The following is an 18,139-nucleotide window of genomic DNA, read 5'->3' as shown; positions in this document are numbered from 1 at the left end:
GAGCCCGAGCCCTCCCTCGCGGCCACCCTCCAGATACAGCTCCCGCGCCACGTTCGCCATCACGGGGGTGACACTCGCGAACCCCGCCCGCCGAGACACACCCCCCGCCTTCCCCACCCACCCCCCACACCCCACCGCACAGTGGCCCCATGAACCCGGCCCGCCACCCCCTGGCCACCCTCCTCGCCGCTACCGCCCTCACCCTCGCCCTCGCGAACCCCGCCCACGCATCCGCCCACGCATCCGCCCAGGCCGCCCCGGCGAAGTGCACGCACGGCGTCGACTCCCGAGGCGACTCCTCCGTCGACGGCCGCGAGATCGCCTGGGACGAATCCACCTCCTACGACGACGCCCGGCGGCACGCCGTCCGCGCGTGGACTGACCGGGCCCGGGGCCTCGCCCTGGTGACGTTCCGCCCCGACGACTCCTTCTCGTACGCCGACCTGGAGTGGACCGACACGCACCGCACCGACGGCAAGTGGCACAACACCGGCGCCGCCTGGAGCGGACGCCCCGGCACGGACGTCATCTTCATGAACCACGCCTACCTCGCCGACGGCCGCCGCTACGGCACCACCCGCTGGCGCCGCATCGTCGCCGCCCACGAACTGGGACACGCCCTCGGCTTCTGCCACAAGTCCATGAACTGGTACCTCACCCTCATGGAACGCGGCGTCACCGACCTCCCCGCCGACGGCCGCCCCACCCGCCAGGACGTCACCAACTACCGCAAGCTCTGGGGCTGACCGCGCTGATGACACCGATGCGACACCAGGCAATGGCCGGAGCCGCGGCAGCCCTCGTCCTCGCCGCCACCGGCTGGGCCGCGTACACGACGACAACCCCGCGACCGGACGACGTGGAATCCCTCACCCTCTACGACCCCACCGACCTCCGCGAGGTCGCCGGGTCCGCCGAGAACGTGTTCCACGGCGCCGTCATCCGGAGGACCGGCCACCGCTCACTCGGAGGGCTGGAACAGGAGCTGTACGAAGTCCGCGTCGACCGTAACTTCAAGGGCCGCCTCACCGGCCGCGTGACGGTCACTCAGAGTCCCGGCGAGGACGCCCCCTTGACCCCCGGCGACAGCTACGTCTTCGCGACCGCAGCCTGGAACGAGGACGCCGGTCACGCCGTCCTCAGCGGTACGAAGCCACATCGCGCCCCCGATCCACGGGCAACGGCCGACCGCGCTGCGGGCGGCGCGAACCGGGACCTGACGGTGGCGGAGCACTGGCTGTGGGCGGTGGCCCACCAGGTCGACGTAACGCAACCGCCCCCCGCGCCTTCGGCCCCCTCCACCCGGCCGCCGCAGAGCCCGCGCGCGTAGACGCAGCGCCCGCGCACGGGAGCGCACGCTTCGGCCCGACGTAACAGAGCCAGGGTGTACAACGCCAGTCATTGCCCGGAGTCACACCCCGTGATACACAGAGTGACCATACGGCTTTTCGCATAACAACCGGCCTCTCCCCCCTCCGCGCCGCAGGTCAGAGCGGTGGGACCGGACGTACGTGCGGAAGTCCGGTAAAGAGAGCCGCCAAGTCGACATACCGGGGCGGTTTCATCAGCGAAGATAGGGCGATGCTCTCTGCCGCCCGGCAGGAGTGCGAACTACCCGACAGGGGCGGTGACTTAATGATCCTGGCAGCCGAAAAGGGCGACATCACCACCATCATCGGCGGAATCGCGCCGAACTGGGGGCCGTTCGGAAACCTCGGCAACGAGGCTCGCATCATGGTCGAGGTCGTCATGGCCGTGGCGATCCTGCTGTGCCTCGGCATCGCCATCTGGGGCGCGGCCAAGCAGCGGATCGGTGCGACGGCGCTGCGCGACACCTTCAGCGCGGAACAGGGCAAGGGCCTCATCGTCGCGGGCCTGACCGGCGTCTTCATCATCGGCTCGCTCGGCACGCTGTTCACCATCGTGTACGGCATGGCCGTCTAGCCAGCTCCCCCCAGCCCCCTCCGGCCCTCACCCAGTCCTCACCGGGCGTGCCCGGAACTCCCCCCGAGGATGCGTTCTCTGATGCCCACTCACCTGACGAGTCACCACACCGCGCCCACGCGGGAAGCGACACCGCTACCGTCTAAGCAGTACGCCCACGGACACGTGTGCGGATACGACGTAACGGACACGGGACTGCGAAAGGCTGAGGGGGCGTACGCGGCATGAACCGCGGTGACGACGACCAGAGGGGAACGGACGACCCCTATACGACGATGGGCGGCACCCGCCAGACGCGTACCCGCATGCCGGACGACGCGGGTGCGACCCGACCGCGAGCGGCGCGGGTACGGGCGTCCCGGTCGACGATCACCGTGGTGGGCGTGGTGGTGCTGCTGGTGGCGGCCATCGCGTTCGTCAACCGGGGCCCGGGCAGCGACTCGGGCGACGGCGGACAGGGCGGGGCGAGTGGCCGCCCGGAGTCCAGCTCCACGGCTGCCTCCGGGGTGAAGCCGGTCGAGGGCAAGGGGTCGACGGGAATCCCGTCGGGCTTCGCGCGGAACAGCCAGGGGGCGCAGAGCGCGGCGTCGAACTACACGGTGGCGCTCAGCTCCGTCGACATGTTCAAGGCCGACAGCCGCCACCGGCTGGTGGACACCATCTACACGCCAGAGGCGGCCGCCAAGCTGAAGAGCGGCCAGGATGCCGCCTATTCGGCCCAGTTCCTCAAGAAGCTGGGGCTCGACGCCGAAGGCAACGCACCGCAAGGGAGCCTCTTCGTCTCCCGAGCCATCCCCGTCGGAGTCAAGGTCGAGTCCGCCGACGTCGACGACGCCAAGGTCTCCGTCTGGTACACGGGCCTGATCGGCATGTCCGGCGCCCAATCGACCGACCCGGTCAAGACGAGCTGGAACACCTGGACCTTCCAGCTGAAGTGGGTCGGCAACGACTGGAAGATCGTGAGCGACGCCCAGAAGAAGGGACCGACTCCGCTCCCCGGCGACGAGACGGCCTCCAACTCGGACGAAATCAGCAAGGCAGTCGAAGAGTTCGGAGGGTTCACTTATGCCAGGTAGCCTCCGTCGCCGCATCGCCCCGGCGGCCGGTGCAGTCGCGGCCGCTCAGGTCATGCTCTTCGTGCTGGCGGCCCGTGCGACCGCCGCCCCCACGCCGACCCCGACACCCACGCCCAGCGCGGGCAACAACCCGTGCGACGCGCTGATCGGCCCGGCCAAGGAGTACTGCGAGAAGGGCAACGCCCCCTCCAACGTCGCCCCTTCCCCCGGAGCAAGCCCCACCGACACCCTCGACCCCCTCGCCGCCCTCGCCAAGGGCTGCGCCGACGCCGCCGCCTGGATCGTCGGCAAGCTCAGCGAAGCCGTGAAGGCCACCGCCAACGTGGACTTCACCAACCCCACCTTCCTCCAGCAGTACGCCGTCGTCTTCGCCGCCTCCACCGTCCTGACCCTCGTCCTCTGGCTCCTCGCGGTGGCCAAGCGCGCCATGCGGGGCGTCCCCCTCGCCACCGCCGCCTCCGAGGCCATCGGCTTCCTCTGGCTGACGGTCCTCGCCTCCGCCTTCACCCCGCTCATCCTCTACACGATCGTCTCCGCCACCGACGGCGTCACCGGCGTCATCTCCTCCGCGTCCGGCAGCCAGACCGAAGTCTTCTTCGGGTCCTTCGCCGAGGCCCTCAAGAACCGCGACTCCATCGGCGGCGGCCCGATCATGCTGATCGTCGTCGCCCTCGTCACGGTCCTCGCAGCAGGCGTCCTCTGGCTCGAACTGGTGATCAGGGCCGCCCTCCTCTACGTCGGCGCCCTCCTCGGCACCGTCGTCTACGCGGGCCTCGTCGACAAGAACCTCTGGAGCCACGTCCGCCGCTGGGCAGGCATCATGATCGCCGTCATCCTGGTCAAACCGGTGATCGTGATCGTCCTCGGCCTCGCCGGAGCCCTCTCCACGGGAGACGGCCCCACCGCCTTCTCCGCCGTCGTCTCCGGCCTCGCGATCATCCTCCTGGCGATCTTCGCCTCCGCGATGATCTACCGCTTCGTGCCCGGCTTCGGCGACGACATCGCCGCCGCCAGCGCCAGCCGCAAGCAGGTCACCGACGGCGCGCGCGCCTCCGCGGTCATCTCCTCCCCCGCCAACCTCGTCTCCCAGGGCATCAAGACCCACAGCAGCCGAGGCGGCGGAGGCGGCACCCCCGCCCCCCGCCAGGCGAGCAACGCCTCCAGCGGCGTCACCGCCCACGGCTCCCGCACGGGAAACCCCGGCCCGACGTCCGGCGGAAGCGGAAGCGGAAGCGGAAGCGGAGGCGGATCCATCCCCTCCGCCGCACCCTCGGCCCGTAGCAACAGCACCCACAGCAACCGCGGCACCGGCAACACGGGAACCTCCAACTCCCCGCACAGCCACCGCAAGAACACAGGAGGGGGAGGGCGTTGACCACCCAGTCCCACCCGATCACGCCCCGCCGTACGTATCTCATCGGCCGGGCCCGGCCGAACGCGATCGTCGGCAAGAACCGCGAGACCGGCGAGATCGCACTGATCATCGCGGGCGGGTTCGTCGGCATGATGTGCGGGCTCCTCGTCCCCACCCTCTCCCTGCGCATCATGCTCCTGGTCGGCTTCCCCCTCCTCGCCGTCATGGCGGTATACCTGCCGTACAAGCACCGCACCTTCTACAAGTGGTTCGAGATCAACCGGAGTTACAAGCGGAACCTCCGCAAGGGCACCACCTACCGCTCCCAGGCCATGGACGCGGGCACCCACGCCGACGGCCGCGAGGTCGAGATCGGCCCGCCCCCCGGCATCGGCCGCATCAACTGGCTCGCCGCCCCCTTCGGCCCCGACGAGATCGCGGTACTGCTCCACGCCGACCGCCGCACCGTCACCGCCGCCATCGAGATCGAGGGCCCCGGCGTCGGCCTGCGCGACAGCGAGGACCAGGAAGCCCTCGTCGACCGCTTCGGCACCCTCCTCAAGCACGTGGCGAACGGCGACGGCTTCGTCACCCGCCTCCAGATGCTCGCCCGCACCCTCCCCGCCGACCCCGACGCCCACGCCAAGGACGTCGGCCAGCGCGGCGACCACTCCGCCCCGGACTGGCTGCTCGACTCGTACGACCAGCTCCAGTCGATGGTGTCCACCTCCAGCGAGCAGCACCGCGCCTACCTCGTCGCCTGCATGTCGTACTCGCGCGAACTGGCCGCCGAGGGCGCCGCGATGGCCCGCGCGTCGCGCCCCAAGGGGCAGCGCAAGCTCGACAAGGACTCCGGTCTCGCGATCGTCATGGCCCGCGAGCTGACGGACATCTGCGCCCGCCTCGCCGAGGCCGACATCCGGGTCCGCCAGCCGCTCGGCCAGTCCCGCCTGTCCTCGCTGGTCCACTCCATGTACGACCCGGACCACCCCATCGACCACATCCAGGCCATGACCAAGCGCAACGCCTGGCCCGCCGAACTGGACGCCGTCGAGCCCACCTACCTCCAGGCCAAGACCCGCGAGTCCCTCACCCGCGAGCCCTGGTGCCACGCCACCGCCTGGGTGAAGGAGTGGCCGATGACCCCCGTCGGCGTCAACTTCCTCGCCCCGCTCCTGGTCCACACGCCGGACGTGATCCGTACGGTCGCCGTCTGCATGGACCTCGAACCCACCGAGGTCGCCATCGAGCGCATGCTCACGGAGAAGACCAACGACGAGGCCGACGCGTCGCGCGCCGCCAAGATGAACCGCACCGTCGACCCCCGCGACATCGCCGCCCACGGCCGCCTCGACCAGCGCGGCGAAGACCTCGCCTCGGGCGCTGCGGGCGTCAACATCGTCGGTTACATCACCGTCTCCTCCCGCAATCCCGAGGAGCTGGCCCGCGACAAGCGCACCATCCGCGCCTCCGCCGGAAAGTCGTATCTGAAGCTCGAATGGTGCGACCGCGAGCACCACCGCGCCTTCGTCAACACGCTCCCCTTCGCCACCGGCATCCGTCGCTAGCCGTCACCTGGCAGCACCCTCTGGACCTTGGAAGGGACAGACACCATGCGAGACCCGCTGTCCGCCCTCACGGATGCCTTCACCAGCTTCCTCTTCGGCAAGGTCGAGACGACCCGCCTGCCCGTCCGCACCTCCACCGGCCAGGCCCAGGCGGTCTACCTCCCGACCGCGGCCCCCGGTCTCGGCGACTCCGGCGTGATCATCGGCCGTGAGGTCTACAGCGGCAAGGGCTACATCTACGACCCCTTCCAGCTGTACGGCCAGCAGCTCCCGGCCCCCCACTGGCTCGTCCTCGGCGAGTCCGGAAACGGCAAGTCCGCGCTGGAGAAGACGTACGTCCTGCGCCAGTTGCGCTTCAAGGACCGCCAGGTCGTCGTCCTGGACGCCCAGGGCGAGGACGGCGTCGGCGAGTGGAACCTCATCGCCCAGCAGCTGGGCATAACCCCCATCCGCCTGGACCCGATGGCCGCCCTCAACGACGGCATCCGGCTCAACCCCCTCGACCCCGCCATCACCACCACCGGCCAGCTGGCTCTGCTCCGTACGATCATCGAAGTCGCCATGGGCCACGGCCTCGACGAGCGCTCCGGCTTCGCCCTGAAGGTCGCGCACGCCTACGTCCACACCACCATCACCGACCGCCAGCCCGTCCTGACCGACATCGTCGACCAGCTCCGCCACCCCAAGCCGGAGTCCGCCGAGGCGATGAATGTCGACATAGACGACGTACGGGCGTGGGGTCTGGACGTCGCCCTGGTCCTGGACCGCCTGGTCGACGGCGACCTGCGCGGCATGTTCGACGGCCCCACGACGGTCGGCATCGACCTCGACTCGCCGCTGATCGTCTTCGACCTCTCGCACATCGACCGCAACTCCATCGCCATGCCGATCCTCATGGCGATCGTCGGTGTCTGGCTCGAACACACCTGGATCCGCCCGGACCGCGTCAAGCGCATCTTCCTGGTCGAGGAAGCCTGGCACATCATCAACTCCCCCTTCGTGGCCCAGCTCTTCCAACGCCTCCTGAAGTTCGGCCGCCGTCTGGGCCTCTCCTTCGTCGCCGTCGTCCACCACCTGTCCGACGTCGTCGACGGGGCAGCCGCCCGCGAGGCCGCCGCCATCCTCAAGATGGCCTCCACGCGCACCATCTACGCCCAGAAGGCCGACGAGGCCCGCGCCACCGGCAAGGTGCTCGGCCTCCCCCGCTGGGCCGTCGAGATCATCCCGACCCTCACCCCCGGCATCGCCGTCTGGGACGTCAACGGCAACGTCCAGGTCGTCAAACACCTGGTCACCGAGGCCGAACGCCCCCTGGTCTTCACCGACCGCGCCATGACGGAGTCCTCCGCCGTCGAACCCCCCGAAGAGTCCTTCCTCAACGAGGAGGCCCGCGCCGCCGACTGGGAGGCGGAACAGCGCGCGGCCCTCATCGAGCAACAGATGGCCGAAGTGGAATCCTCGGACGCGACGGTGGCCTGACATGCCCGGTTCCTACGAGCAGGGCTACGAGGACGGCCGCCGCAGCTACGAGAACGAGCAGCAGGGTTACGGGGGCGAGGGCCCGGGTTACGTCTCCCGGGGCCGGGGTTACGACTCCGGGGGCCGGGGTTACGACTCCGAGGACCGGGGGCACGGCTCCGGGGATCGGGGTTACGAGAACGAGCGCCGGGGTCACGGCTCCGGGGGCCGGGGTTACGGGAACGAGGACCGCGGCTACGACTCCGGGGGCCGGGGTTACGAGAACGAGGACCGCGGCTACGACTCCGGGGGCCGGGGTTACGAGAACGAGGACCGCGGCTACGACTCCGGGGGCCGGGGTTACGAGAACGAGCGCCGGGGTCACGAGGACGAGGACCGGGGTTACGAGGACAGGGACCGGGGTTACGAAGGCGAGGGTCGGGGGCACGAGTCCGAGCCGCCCCGCCCCCGGTCCCGGCCCCGCTCCTCCGGCCGGACCGGCACCCGCCACCATGACGGCGGCCCGTACCGGAGCGGCGGCCGGGGCCACGGCGGTGACCACCACCGCAACAGCGACCGAGGCCGGGGCCGAGGCCGAGACCGAGGTCAGCAAACCGGAACCGGGGGGATCCCCGACGGCCTCCTCCTCGGCCTGCTCGGCTTCCTCCTGGGCCTTACGGCCCTCATCTGGACCTCCACCGGCCTGTCCGGCCTCTTCGCCAAGGGCGCGTGGCCGACCGGCGTCACCTTCCCCAACACCCTCACGGCAATGCGCAGGCTGGCCTCGGAGCCTCACAACATCCCGGGCGCCTGGCCCGCCAGCCCACCCGCGGAGTTCTCCGGCTACGGCCTCTTCTGGGGCATCTTCATCAGCCAGCTCCTCGTCCTCCTGGTCCTCACGATCTTCCTCCTCGGCGTCTTCACCCGCTGGCGCCTCGTCCGCGCCCGCACCCGCGAATCCCGCCTCCACCCCGACGCCCCACCGCGCCCCCTTGGGCGGCGAAGCTCGCCCAGCCCCCTTGGGCGGCGGGGCCGCCCCCCGGGGGCGGAACGGGCGGGCAAGGGGGCGGCCCCCGCACCGCGGCCCCACCCCACTCCCGCCCACCCCACCACCCCCACCCCCTCCGACACCCCCCACCCCAACACTCCCCGCCCCACCCCCGCCGAAGCCGAACCTGGAACCGGCCCCGGCCCCGGCCCCGGAGCCGGAGCCGAAGACACCCCCACCCCCACCCCCCAACCCCTCCTCTTCAACCGCCCCACCCACCACCCCACCGCCCTCCGCACCATCCTCGAAGCCCCCGGCCCCGCCCTGGTCCTCACCTCCACCCCCACCCTCTGGCAAGAGACCAAAGACGCCCGCGCCAAACTCGGCCCCGTCCTCCTCTACGACCCCGAACACCGCTGCGACACCCCCGCCCGCCTCCACTGGTCCCCCACCGCGGGCTGCGAAGACCCCCTCACCGCCGCCTCCCGCGCCGCAGCCCTCCTCGCCCCCGTCCGCCCCCGCGCCACCGCGGACTCAGCGATCGCCGAAACCGCCGAAACCCTCCTCGCCGCCTGGCTGCACGCCGCAGCCATAGACGCCCGCCCCTTCAAGCACCTCCTCCGCTGGGCCCAGGGATCGAGCGCTCACGAGCCCGTGCGCATCCTCCGTACCCACCCCAAGGCCCGCTCGGGTGCCGCCGGTCTCCTCGAATCGGCCCTCACCGCCTACCCGGAACGCCGCGAACAGGCCCAAAACCTCACCACCCGCGCATTCTCCGCCCTCTCGTCGATCCACCTCCGCGAGGCTTGCACCCCAAACCGAACCGATTCGCTCACCTTGGAATCATTTGTGGTCGAGGGGGGAACGCTCTACATGGTCGGTGAATCGATCGAGGACCCCCGTACCCGCCCCACCGGGCCGGGCGCGATGCCCTTGCTCACCGCCCTCGCCTCACACGTGGTCGAGCACGGCCGCCGCATGGCCGCACGGTCAACCGACGGTCGGCTCGACCCACCAATGACGCTCGTCCTGGACGATGTCGCGGCCGTGGCTCCGCTTCCCCAGCTCCCGGAGCTCCTCACGGCCGGTCAGGGCCAAGGTCTCCCGACCCTGGCCCTGCTCCGTTCCCAGGAACAGTTCAACTCCGCCTGGCCGAAAGCCCGTTGCTGAGGAGCACCCCACCCCGGGGGTGCTCCGATCGCCACCCCGGAATGGCCGGTCACACCCCCCGCATTCCGCCCCCTCACCGCCCAGAGTTATAGGGGAGCCACACGGGAGCCATCCGCACCCCACCCGGGGCGCACTCGCTCCTCCCCCTCCCCACTCTCGGCAGAGGAGGCGACCACCCATGCCCACTCACTCCACACCCACCCGCCGCGAAGCACTCGGCACCGCAGCCCTCGGCGCCGCAGCCGCCCTGACCGGCATCGCCCTCGCCCCCACCCCCACAGCCGCCGCGACGGCCACGGCCCGCCCCACCGCACCCTCATCCCCCACCCTCGCCCTCACCCACGCAACCCTCCTCACCACCCCCAACTCCCGCCGCGTACCCGACCAGACCCTCCTCCTGACCCACGGCAGCATCACCGCCTCCGGTCCGAGCTCCCAGCTCAAGCCTCCGCCCCACGCCCAGGTCATCGACCTCACCGGCAAGTACGTCATGCCCGGCCTGACCGAATCCCACATCCACACCAGCGGCGACGACGCCCTCACCCCGCCCCTCTTCCCTCTGACCGGCGTCACCTCCGTCCGCGAGATGTGGGGCCTGCCCCTCCACCACGCCTGGCGCCAGAAGATCGCCGACAACACCCTCCTCGGCCCCCGCTTCGTCATCGCGAGCCCGATCGTCGACGGCCCGCCCTCCATCTGGGCGAACGACACCGGCCTGCCCGTCATCGAAGTGGCCGACGCCAAGTCCGCCCGCGCCGCCGTCCGCAGGGTGCGGCGCGAGGGCGCCGACTTCGTCAAGGTCTATTCGCGACTCTCACCCGATGCGTACTACGCGATCGCCGACGAATCCGAACGCCAGGGCCTCCCCTTCGCGGGCCACTGCCCCGACACCCTCCCGATGTCCCGCGCCGCCACCTCCGGCCAGCGTTCCATCGAGCACCTGCACGCCATGCTCCTCGCCACGTCCTCCCGCGAACGCGAAATCCGTGCGGCCCTCGCCAAGGTCAGGATCGACCCTTCCGAGCCCTCCAGCCTCTCCCGCTACGGCAGTTGGTTCCGCCAGGTCCACCCCCTGGAGTGGACGGCCGTGCGCAGCTACGACAAGGGCCGGGCCCGCCGCCTCTTCGACACCCTCGCCGAGCGCGGCACGTACGTCACCCCCACCCTGACCATCCACCACGCCCTGGAACGCACCGCCGACCTCCCCGCCTCCTCCCCCGACTGGAAGTACCTCCCCGCCTGGACGGTCGCCTCCTGGCCGTACATCTGGGACGCGATGATCGGCTCCCGCACCCCCGAGGACACGGCCCGCATCCGCCGCATCTACGAACACCGCCTCGACCTCGTCGCCGAGATGCACCGCGCCGGAGTCCGCCTGGTCGCGGGCACCGACACCGGCACGGGTTACGCCGTCCCCGGCTTCTCCCTCCACGAGGAACTCCGCCTCCTCGCCGAAGCGGGCCTCCCCGCTCCCGCGGTCCTCGCCTCCGCAACCACCCACCCCGCCCGCCTCCTCCGTCTCCCCCCTGCCCGCCCCGCCGACCTCGTCATCCTCAACACCAACCCCCTCACCGACATCCGCCACACCCGCGACATCCACGCCGTCGTCAACGCGGGCCGCTACCTGGGCCCCGCCGACCGCACCCGCCTCCTGGCCGCCGTCGAGAAGGCCGCCGCCGAGAGCACTCCCCCGGAGGGCGGCACCCTCCCGACCGCCACCCCGGGCTGCGCCTGCAACGCCCCCCACTGACGACAACCCCCCTGAACGACAAACGGCGAGCGGCGGGCGTCCTCCAAGGACCCCCGCCACCCGCCGTCTCCTGACACCCACGCCTGTCGCCCGCGTCACGCCTGCGTCCGGCGCACCGCCATCTCGATCTCCAGCTCGCCCGAGCCGCCCGCCATCGGCACGGTCACCCCGGTCCGCTCGAAGCCGAGCTTCTTGTACAGCCCCTCGGCCCGCCCGTTCCGCTCGTGCACGAACAACCTGACCCGCTCCGCCTTGGTCTCCCGAAGCTCCCACGACCACTCGATACCGGCCCGGAACAGCGCATCGCCCACGCCGCTCCCCCGCACCTCCGACCGTACGAAGACGCCCACGATGTGGGTCTGGTCCATCACGGCCGGGTCGGAGAAGGCAGTCGCGACCCCAGGCTTCTCCACGAGCACGCTGACCGTCCCGACCCAGCTGCCGTCGGGCGCCTCGGCCACGAACTGCGCCACCCGCTCCCCGACGGCGGAACCCTCGGTCCGCTCCATCCAGAACGAGTCGTCCTTGGCCGACGCGTTCTCGTACGTCTCAAGGAAAGCGATCGAAGCAACCGGGTCCTGAAGAGCAAGCAGCCGCAATTCACGGACCTGCTGCCATTCATCGGCACGTACACGGCGTATGAGGTATTCCATGCCCCGATCCTGACCGCGCCCCCACCCCTGCGGCAACATGATTAAACCGCCCCTTTTTCGTCCCCTCGGATCGTCCCGCGACTGCTCTTCGGCAGCACGAGAGGGAGAGGAGCAGGGCCCCTGTTATGGTGCGTCGATGTCAACGATCAAGCAGTTCCAAGTGACCTTCGACTGTGCGGAACCTGCGCGCCTCGCAGCCTTCTGGTGCGAGGTGATGGGGTACGTCGTACCGGAGGCCCCGGAGGGTTTTGCCACGTGGGAGGAGTACCACCACTCACTGCCGCCCGAGGACGAGATCTACTTCGCGTGTACTGATCCTTCGGGTGTGGCCCCGCGCCTGCTCTTCCAGCGAGTTCCCGAAGGCAAGGTCGTCAAGAACCGCGTGCATCTCTGTGTACGGGCCGGCGCCGGGCTCGTCGGGGACGAGCGCCTGGCCACACTTGAGGCCGAATGCGCACGGCTGATGGCTCTCGGCGGAAAACACGTGCTGACGCAGCGCGCCGATGACTTCAACGAATCTTGCATCACGATGCAGGACATCGAGGGCAACGAGTTCTGCCTCGCCTAATCCTCCCCATGCAACGACAAAGGGGCCTTTCCTGAATCGGCTCGGATTCAGGAAAAGCCCCTTAAACGCAGAAATGCCCCGTACCGGTCTCCCGGTACGGGGCATTTCCACAATGATTGTTCGGCGGCGTCCTACTCTCCCACAGGGTCCCCCCTGCAGTACCATCGGCGCTGAAAGGCTTAGCTTCCGGGTTCGAAATGTAACCGGGCGTTTCCCTAACGCTATGACCACCGAAACACTATGAAATTTGAACACCTGGCTGTAAACACAGGACTGTTCGTTATTTCAGAACTAACACAGTGGACGCGAGCAACTGAGGACAAGCCCTCGGCCTATTAGTACCAGTCAGCTCCACCCGTTACCGGGCTTCCACATCTGGCCTATCAACCCAGTCGTCTACTGGGAGCCTTAACCCCTCAAAGGGGGTGGGAATACTCATCTCGAAGCAGGCTTCCCGCTTAGATGCTTTCAGCGGTTATCCTTTCCGAACGTAGCCAACCAGCCATGCCCTTGGCAGGACAACTGGCACACCAGAGGTTCGTCCGTCCCGGTCCTCTCGTACTAGGGACAGCCCTTCTCAATATTCCTACGCGCACAGAGGATAGGGACCGAACTGTCTCACGACGTTCTAAACCCAGCTCGCGTACCGCTTTAATGGGCGAACAGCCCAACCCTTGGGACCGACTCCAGCCCCAGGATGCGACGAGCCGACATCGAGGTGCCAAACCATCCCGTCGATATGGACTCTTGGGGAAGATCAGCCTGTTATCCCCGGGGTACCTTTTATCCGTTGAGCGACAGCGCTTCCACAAGCCACTGCCGGATCACTAGTCCCGACTTTCGTCCCTGCTCGACCCGTCGGTCTCACAGTCAAGCTCCCTTGTGCACTTACACTCAACACCTGATTGCCAACCAGGCTGAGGGAACCTTTGGGCGCCTCCGTTACTCTTTAGGAGGCAACCGCCCCAGTTAAACTACCCATCAGACACTGTCCCTGATCCGGATCACGGACCTAGGTTAGACATCCAGCACGACCAGAGTGGTATTTCAACGGCGACTCCACCATGACTGGCGTCACAGCTTCACAGTCTCCCACCTATCCTACACAAGCCGAACCGAACACCAATATCAAACTGTAGTAAAGGTCCCGGGGTCTTTCCGTCCTTCTGCGCGAAACGAGCATCTTTACTCGTAGTGCAATTTCACCGGGCCTATGGTTGAGACAGTCGAGAAGTCGTTACGCCATTCGTGCAGGTCGGAACTTACCCGACAAGGAATTTCGCTACCTTAGGATGGTTATAGTTACCACCGCCGTTTACTGGCGCTTAAGTTCTCAGCTTCGCAACCCCGAAAGATCACTAACCGGTCCCCTTAACGTTCCAGCACCGGGCAGGCGTCAGTCCGTATACATCGCCTTACGGCTTCGCACGGACCTGTGTTTTTAGTAAACAGTCGCTTCTCGCTGGTCTCTGCGGCCACCCCCAGCTCAAGCAGCAAGTGCAATCACTGGTGATGGCCCCCCTTCTCCCGAAGTTACGGGGGCATTTTGCCGAGTTCCTTAACCATAGTTCACCCGAACGCCTCGGTATTCTCTACCTGACCACCTGAGTCGGTTTAGGGTACGGGCCGCCATGAAACTCGCTAGAGGCTTTTCTCGACAGCATAGGATCATCCACTTCACCACAATCGGCTCGGCATCAGGTCTCAGGCTATATGTTGTGCCGGATTTGCCTAGACAACGCCCTACACCCTTACCCCGGGAACTACCACCGCCCGGGTTGGACTACCTTCCTGCGTCACCCCATCGCTTACCTAGTACAGATCCGGGTCACCGGCTCCACCACTTTCCTTTCCCCGAAGGGTCCGGAACGGCTTCACGGGCTTAGCATCGTCTGATTCAGTATTGGGCGTTTCAAAGCGGGTACCGGAATATCAACCGGTTGTCCATCGACTACGCCTGTCGGCCTCGCCTTAGGTCCCGACTTACCCTGGGCAGATCAGCTTGACCCAGGAACCCTTAGTCAATCGGCGCACACGTTTCTCACGTGTGTATCGCTACTCATGCCTGCATTCTCACTCGTGAACCGTCCACAACTCGCTTCCGCGGCTGCTTCACCCGGCACACGACGCTCCCCTACCCATCCCAGCCCCCGTTGGGGGTATGTGCTGGAATGACACGACTTCGGCGGTACGCTTGAGCCCCGCTACATTGTCGGCGCGGAATCACTTGACCAGTGAGCTATTACGCACTCTTTCAAGGGTGGCTGCTTCTAAGCCAACCTCCTGGTTGTCTCTGCGACTCCACATCCTTTCCCACTTAGCGTACGCTTAGGGGCCTTAGTCGATGCTCTGGGCTGTTTCCCTCTCGACCATGGAGCTTATCCCCCACAGTCTCACTGCCGTGCTCTCACTTACCGGCATTCGGAGTTTGGCTAAGGTCAGTAACCCGGTAGGGCCCATCGCCTATCCAGTGCTCTACCTCCGGCAAGAAACACACGACGCTGCACCTAAATGCATTTCGGGGAGAACCAGCTATCACGGAGTTTGATTGGCCTTTCACCCCTAACCACAGGTCATCCCCCAGGTTTTCAACCCTGGTGGGTTCGGTCCTCCACGAAGTCTTACCTCCGCTTCAACCTGCCCATGGCTAGATCACTCCGCTTCGGGTCTAGAGCGTGCAACTCAATCGCCCTATTCGGACTCGCTTTCGCTACGGCTTCCCCACACGGGTTAACCTCGCTACACACCGCTAACTCGCAGGCTCATTCTTCAAAAGGCACGCAGTCACGACTGCCATTCCGAAGAATGACAGCGACGCTCCCACGGCTTGTAGGCACACGGTTTCAGGTACTATTTCACTCCGCTCCCGCGGTACTTTTCACCATTCCCTCACGGTACTATCCGCTATCGGTCATCAGGGAATATTTAGGCTTAACGGGTGGTCCCGCCAGATTCACACGGGATTTCTCGGGCCCCGTGCTACTTGGGTGTCTCTCAAACGAGCCGTTGATGTTTCAGCTACGGGGGTCTTACCCTCTACGCCGGACCTTTCGCATGTCCTTCGCCTACACCAACGGTTTCTGACTCGTCTCACGTCCGGCAGAACGTGAAAGAGAGATCCCACAACCCCGCATGCGCAACCCCTGCCGGGTATCACACGCATACGGTTTGGCCTCATCCGGTTTCGCTCGCCACTACTCCCGGAATCACGGTTGTTTTCTCTTCCTGCGGGTACTGAGATGTTTCACTTCCCCGCGTTCCCTCCACATACCCTATGTGTTCAGGTATGGGTGACAGCCCATGACGACTGCCGGGTTTCCCCATTCGGACACCCCCGGATCAAAGCTCGGTTGACAGCTCCCCGGGGCCTATCGTGGCCTCCCACGTCCTTCATCGGTTCCTGATGCCAAGGCATCCACCGTGTGCCCTTAAAAACTTGGCCACAGATGCTCGCGTCCACTGTGCAGTTCTCAAACAACGACCAGCCACCCATCACCCCGCTCCGAAGAACGAGTGCACTGGGACCGGCACTGAAGTACAGCCTCACGGCCGTGCCTTCAGACACCCAACAGCGTGCCCGACCCGGATCCCATCTTCACGTTCCACGCCGAAGCAGTACTGGTGAAGAAAGCCATCCGTGCCGAATAGTCAACGTTCCACCCATGAGCAACCACCGCCGGACATTTGCCGACGAAATGGTCTCTGGACACCAGTGGTGTCTAGATGCTCCTTAGAAAGGAGGTGATCCAGCCGCACCTTCCGGTACGGCTACCTTGTTACGACTTCGTCCCAATCGCCAGTCCCACCTTCGACAGCTCCCTCCCACAAGGGGTTGGGCCACCGGCTTCGGGTGTTACCGACTTTCGTGACGTGACGGGCGGTGTGTACAAGGCCCGGGAACGTATTCACCGCAGCAATGCTGATCTGCGATTACTAGCAACTCCGACTTCATGGGGTCGAGTTGCAGACCCCAATCCGAACTGAGACCGGCTTTTTGAGATTCGCTCCGCCTCACGACATCGCAGCTCATTGTACCGGCCATTGTAGCACGTGTGCAGCCCAAGACATAAGGGGCATGATGACTTGACGTCGTCCCCACCTTCCTCCGAGTTGACCCCGGCAGTCTCCTGTGAGTCCCCACCACCCCGAAGGGCGTGCTGGCAACACAGAACAAGGGTTGCGCTCGTTGCGGGACTTAACCCAACATCTCACGACACGAGCTGACGACAGCCATGCACCACCTGTATACCGACCACAAGGGGGGCACCATCTCTGATGCTTTCCGGTATATGTCAAGCCTTGGTAAGGTTCTTCGCGTTGCGTCGAATTAAGCCACATGCTCCGCTGCTTGTGCGGGCCCCCGTCAATTCCTTTGAGTTTTAGCCTTGCGGCCGTACTCCCCAGGCGGGGAACTTAATGCGTTAGCTGCGGCACCGACGACGTGGAATGTCGCCAACACCTAGTTCCCAACGTTTACGGCGTGGACTACCAGGGTATCTAATCCTGTTCGCTCCCCACGCTTTCGCTCCTCAGCGTCAGTAATGGCCCAGAGATCCGCCTTCGCCACCGGTGTTCCTCCTGATATCTGCGCATTTCACCGCTACACCAGGAATTCCGATCTCCCCTACCACACTCTAGCCTGCCCGTATCGAATGCAGACCCGGGGTTAAGCCCCGGGCTTTCACATCCGACGTGACAAGCCGCCTACGAGCTCTTTACGCCCAATAATTCCGGACAACGCTCGCACCCTACGTATTACCGCGGCTGCTGGCACGTAGTTAGCCGGTGCTTCTTCTGCAGGTACCGTCACTTGCGCTTCTTCCCTGCTGAAAGAGGTTTACAACCCGAAGGCCGTCATCCCTCACGCGGCGTCGCTGCATCAGGCTTTCGCCCATTGTGCAATATTCCCCACTGCTGCCTCCCGTAGGAGTCTGGGCCGTGTCTCAGTCCCAGTGTGGCCGGTCGCCCTCTCAGGCCGGCTACCCGTCGTCGCCTTGGTAGGCCATTACCCCACCAACAAGCTGATAGGCCGCGGGCTCATCCTTCACCGCCGGAGCTTTTAACCCCCGCCCATGCAGGCAGGAGTGTTATCCGGTATTAGACCCCGTTTCCAGGGCTTGTCCCAGAGTGAAGGGCAGATTGCCCACGTGTTACTCACCCGTTCGCCACTAATCCACCCCGAAGGGCTTCATCGTTCGACTTGCATGTGTTAAGCACGCCGCCAGCGTTCGTCCTGAGCCAGGATCAAACTCTCCGTGAATGTTTACCCGTGATCGGGTGAACACATCGGAAGAGCGGAACAGCCACCATCGGAATAAGACGGTGTGTTCCTGCGTCCTCGCTAGTGTTTGCCTGCTTGCCGCATGGGCCAGCAGGACTTCAAAGGAACCTCAACTTGCCGAAGCAAGTCGGGGTATCAACATATTTGGCGTTGACTTTTGGCACGCTGTTGAGTTCTCAAGGAACGGACGCTTCCTTTGTACTCACCCTCGCGGGCTTTCCTCCGGACGTTTCGTTCGGTGTTTCTTGTTTTGCTTTGTTCTTGCGTTTCCGACTCTATCAGACTGTTTCCAGTGCCGATTTCCTCGGTGCTTTCCAGGTTCTTCGCTT

12 protein-coding genes and 3 rRNA genes are annotated in these 18,139 nt (G+C 66.2%); 11 read left to right on the top strand and 4 right to left on the bottom strand.

The features are described 5' to 3' along the window. Nucleotides 1–149: 149 nt before the first annotated feature. The 9 genes from OG897_RS38285 to OG897_RS38245 all read left to right on the top strand — a co-directional run bounded on the left by OG897_RS38285 (nucleotide 150) and on the right by OG897_RS38245 (nucleotide 11,308). Entirely contained in the window at nucleotides 150–746 is a 597-nt protein-coding gene (locus OG897_RS38285; RefSeq protein ID WP_266664664.1) for a hypothetical protein, read from the top strand. A 17-nt stretch (nucleotides 747–763) separates the two neighbouring features. Further along, entirely contained in the window at nucleotides 764–1,330 is a 567-nt protein-coding gene (locus tag OG897_RS38280) for a hypothetical protein (RefSeq protein WP_266664662.1), read from the top strand. Nucleotides 1,331–1,635: 305 nt separating this feature from the next. Next, the gene (locus tag OG897_RS38275; protein ID WP_189826809.1) at nucleotides 1,636–1,944 is read left to right on the top strand and encodes a hypothetical protein; all 309 of its coding nucleotides are present in this window, start codon (nucleotides 1,636–1,638) and stop codon (nucleotides 1,942–1,944) included. 224 nt (nucleotides 1,945–2,168) lie between these two features. After that, nucleotides 2,169–3,020 carry a hypothetical protein gene (locus OG897_RS38270; RefSeq protein ID WP_266664659.1) on the top strand — a complete coding sequence of 284 codons (852 nt, stop codon included), beginning with the start codon at nucleotides 2,169–2,171 and terminating at the stop codon, nucleotides 3,018–3,020. Further along, entirely contained in the window at nucleotides 3,010–4,395 is a 1,386-nt protein-coding gene (locus OG897_RS38265) for a hypothetical protein (RefSeq protein ID WP_266664657.1), read from the top strand. Before OG897_RS38270 ends, OG897_RS38265 begins: the two co-directional genes overlap by 11 nt. Next, on the top strand, nucleotides 4,392–5,942 hold the full coding sequence (locus OG897_RS38260; protein WP_266664655.1) for an SCO6880 family protein: 1,551 nt from the start codon (nucleotides 4,392–4,394) through the stop codon (nucleotides 5,940–5,942). Before OG897_RS38265 ends, OG897_RS38260 begins: the two co-directional genes overlap by 4 nt. A 45-nt stretch (nucleotides 5,943–5,987) precedes the next feature. After that, nucleotides 5,988–7,421, top strand: a complete 1,434-nt coding sequence (locus tag OG897_RS38255) for an ATP-binding protein (RefSeq protein WP_266664654.1) — start codon at nucleotides 5,988–5,990, stop codon at nucleotides 7,419–7,421. Between the two features lie 607 nt (nucleotides 7,422–8,028). Beyond that, nucleotides 8,029–9,558 carry a type IV secretory system conjugative DNA transfer family protein gene (locus OG897_RS38250; protein WP_266665025.1) on the top strand — a complete coding sequence of 510 codons (1,530 nt, stop codon included), beginning with the start codon at nucleotides 8,029–8,031 and terminating at the stop codon, nucleotides 9,556–9,558. 178 nt (nucleotides 9,559–9,736) lie between these two features. Then, nucleotides 9,737–11,308 carry an amidohydrolase family protein gene (locus OG897_RS38245; RefSeq protein WP_266664652.1) on the top strand — a complete coding sequence of 524 codons (1,572 nt, stop codon included), beginning with the start codon at nucleotides 9,737–9,739 and terminating at the stop codon, nucleotides 11,306–11,308. 95 nt (nucleotides 11,309–11,403) lie between these two features. On the opposite strand, the gene OG897_RS38240 is transcribed toward OG897_RS38245, so the two are convergent. Continuing rightward, the gene (locus OG897_RS38240) at nucleotides 11,404–11,961 is read right to left on the bottom strand and encodes a GNAT family N-acetyltransferase (RefSeq protein ID WP_266664650.1); all 558 of its coding nucleotides are present in this window, start codon (nucleotides 11,959–11,961) and stop codon (nucleotides 11,404–11,406) included. A gap of 136 nt (nucleotides 11,962–12,097) precedes the next feature. Between OG897_RS38240 and OG897_RS38235 the strand changes: the two genes are divergently transcribed. Then, nucleotides 12,098–12,529: a VOC family protein gene (locus OG897_RS38235; RefSeq protein WP_266664648.1), complete on the top strand. Its 432-nt coding sequence runs from the start codon at nucleotides 12,098–12,100 to the stop codon at nucleotides 12,527–12,529. 118 nt (nucleotides 12,530–12,647) lie between these two features. On the opposite strand, the gene rrf is transcribed toward OG897_RS38235, so the two are convergent. The 3 genes from rrf to OG897_RS38220 all read right to left on the bottom strand — a co-directional run bounded on the left by rrf (nucleotide 12,648) and on the right by OG897_RS38220 (nucleotide 17,789). Continuing rightward, nucleotides 12,648–12,764 (bottom strand): 5S ribosomal RNA (gene rrf / locus OG897_RS38230). Nucleotides 12,765–12,844: 80 nt separating this feature from the next. Continuing rightward, a 23S ribosomal RNA gene (locus OG897_RS38225) occupies nucleotides 12,845–15,971 on the bottom strand. A 292-nt stretch (nucleotides 15,972–16,263) separates the two neighbouring features. Continuing rightward, a 16S ribosomal RNA gene (locus tag OG897_RS38220) occupies nucleotides 16,264–17,789 on the bottom strand. Together the 16S, 23S and 5S rRNA genes form the textbook arrangement of a ribosomal RNA operon. A gap of 135 nt (nucleotides 17,790–17,924) precedes the next feature. On the opposite strand from OG897_RS38220, the gene OG897_RS38215 reads away from it, so the two are divergent. Then, the coding region (locus OG897_RS38215; protein WP_266664646.1) for a hypothetical protein at nucleotides 17,925–18,139 on the top strand (215 nt) is incomplete at its 3' end.

Origin of the sequence: Streptomyces sp. NBC_00237, from assembly GCF_026342435.1 — a bacterium.
Taxonomy (GTDB): domain Bacteria; phylum Actinomycetota; class Actinomycetes; order Streptomycetales; family Streptomycetaceae; genus Streptomyces.
This window is presented reverse-complemented; position numbering and strand designations above follow the sequence as displayed.

Coding starts and splice junctions, on each gene's coding strand:
- OG897_RS38285 (WP_266664664.1), top strand. CDS start 150: ATGAACCCGGCCCGCCACCCCCTGGCCACCCTCCTCGCCGCTACCGCC.
- OG897_RS38280 (WP_266664662.1), top strand. CDS start 764: ATGCGACACCAGGCAATGGCCGGAGCCGCGGCAGCCCTCGTCCTCGCC.
- OG897_RS38275 (WP_189826809.1), top strand. CDS start 1,636: ATGATCCTGGCAGCCGAAAAGGGCGACATCACCACCATCATCGGCGGA.
- OG897_RS38270 (WP_266664659.1), top strand. CDS start 2,169: ATGAACCGCGGTGACGACGACCAGAGGGGAACGGACGACCCCTATACG.
- OG897_RS38265 (WP_266664657.1), top strand. CDS start 3,010: ATGCCAGGTAGCCTCCGTCGCCGCATCGCCCCGGCGGCCGGTGCAGTC.
- OG897_RS38255 (WP_266664654.1), top strand. CDS start 5,988: ATGCGAGACCCGCTGTCCGCCCTCACGGATGCCTTCACCAGCTTCCTC.
- OG897_RS38245 (WP_266664652.1), top strand. CDS start 9,737: ATGCCCACTCACTCCACACCCACCCGCCGCGAAGCACTCGGCACCGCA.
- OG897_RS38240 (WP_266664650.1), bottom strand. CDS start 11,961: ATGGAATACCTCATACGCCGTGTACGTGCCGATGAATGGCAGCAGGTC.
- OG897_RS38235 (WP_266664648.1), top strand. CDS start 12,098: ATGTCAACGATCAAGCAGTTCCAAGTGACCTTCGACTGTGCGGAACCT.